This is a genomic window from Phytoactinopolyspora endophytica (assembly GCF_004138495.1).
Taxonomy (GTDB): domain Bacteria; phylum Actinomycetota; class Actinomycetes; order Jiangellales; family Jiangellaceae; genus Phytoactinopolyspora; species Phytoactinopolyspora endophytica.
In genome coordinates, this window is record NZ_ML142851.1 from 202,121 (window position 1) to 203,129 (window position 1,009).

General features: G+C 68.0%; 1 protein-coding gene. It reads right to left on the reverse strand.

From position 1 onward, the window contains the following. Nucleotides 1-889, reverse strand: an 889-nt coding sequence (locus ELR45_RS34740) for an ABC transporter ATP-binding protein (RefSeq protein ID WP_165367543.1), incomplete at its 3' end; no start/stop codon positions are given. Nucleotides 890-1,009: the final 120 nt, after the last annotated feature.

Sequence of the window (1,009 nt, forward strand, 5' to 3'; positions counted from 1 at the left end):
AAGCCTGCTCCAGCGAACCGGGGCGCGCGGACAGCCCAGCCAGCTCGATGCCGCGGGGGTTCGCCCAGGTGAGCACGTCGGTCATGGTCTGTTGGACATCGTCGGTGTGCAGAACCACGCGCCGCCCGTCCACCCGGGTCCGTGCCGCGAACTCCGGCAGGTCGCCGGTGAGCTGCGTGTCGGGGAGGTCGAACGAGATCCGTCCGGGGTGTGCCGCCGCGATCTCGGCGGCCGTCCCACTGGCCACGATGTGGCCTTCGTGCATGATCGCGATCCGATCGGCGAGCTCTTCCGCCTCCTCCAGGTAGTGCGTGGTCAGGACGATTGTGGTGCCGCCATCGAGCAGGTCGCGGACGAGGTCCCAGGCGTCGCGACGGCTCTGCGGGTCAAGCCCGGTCGTGGGCTCGTCCAGGAAGAGCACGTCGGGCCGGCCCAGCACGGCGAGCGCCAAATCGAGCCGGCGCCGTTCGCCACCGGAGAGCGCGCGAACCTTCACATCGGCTCGTTGGCTGAGGGCCACAAGCTCAAGCGCTTCCGCTATCGGGCGATGCTCGGCCATCATCCCGGCCCACAGGCCGGCCATCTCCGTCACCGTCAGGTCGGACGGAAACCCGCCCTCTTGGAGCATGATGCCGATCCGCGGACGCACGATCGCACGGTCCACGTATGGGTCGTGACCCAGGATGTGTACGGACCCACCGCTCGTGGGGGCGAGCCCTTCGATGACCTCCAGGCACGAGGTCTTGCCGGCACCGTTCGTTCCAAGCAGCCCGAACAACTCGCCTTTGCGCACCTCGAAGGACACACCGCGGACCGCCTCGAATCCGTCGCCAGGGCCGCCGGCATAGCGTCTGCGGAGATCGCGGACGTCGATGATGTTTTCTGTCATGTCTCCACGATCGCGGATTCGCCGAGCGTACGGCCGTTTACGGCGTCATCGGTTTCCGTGCGGCCGTCAGGGCCGGGCGTGACACATGTCATGGCACGGCCGGGAGCGCCAACACGTCAT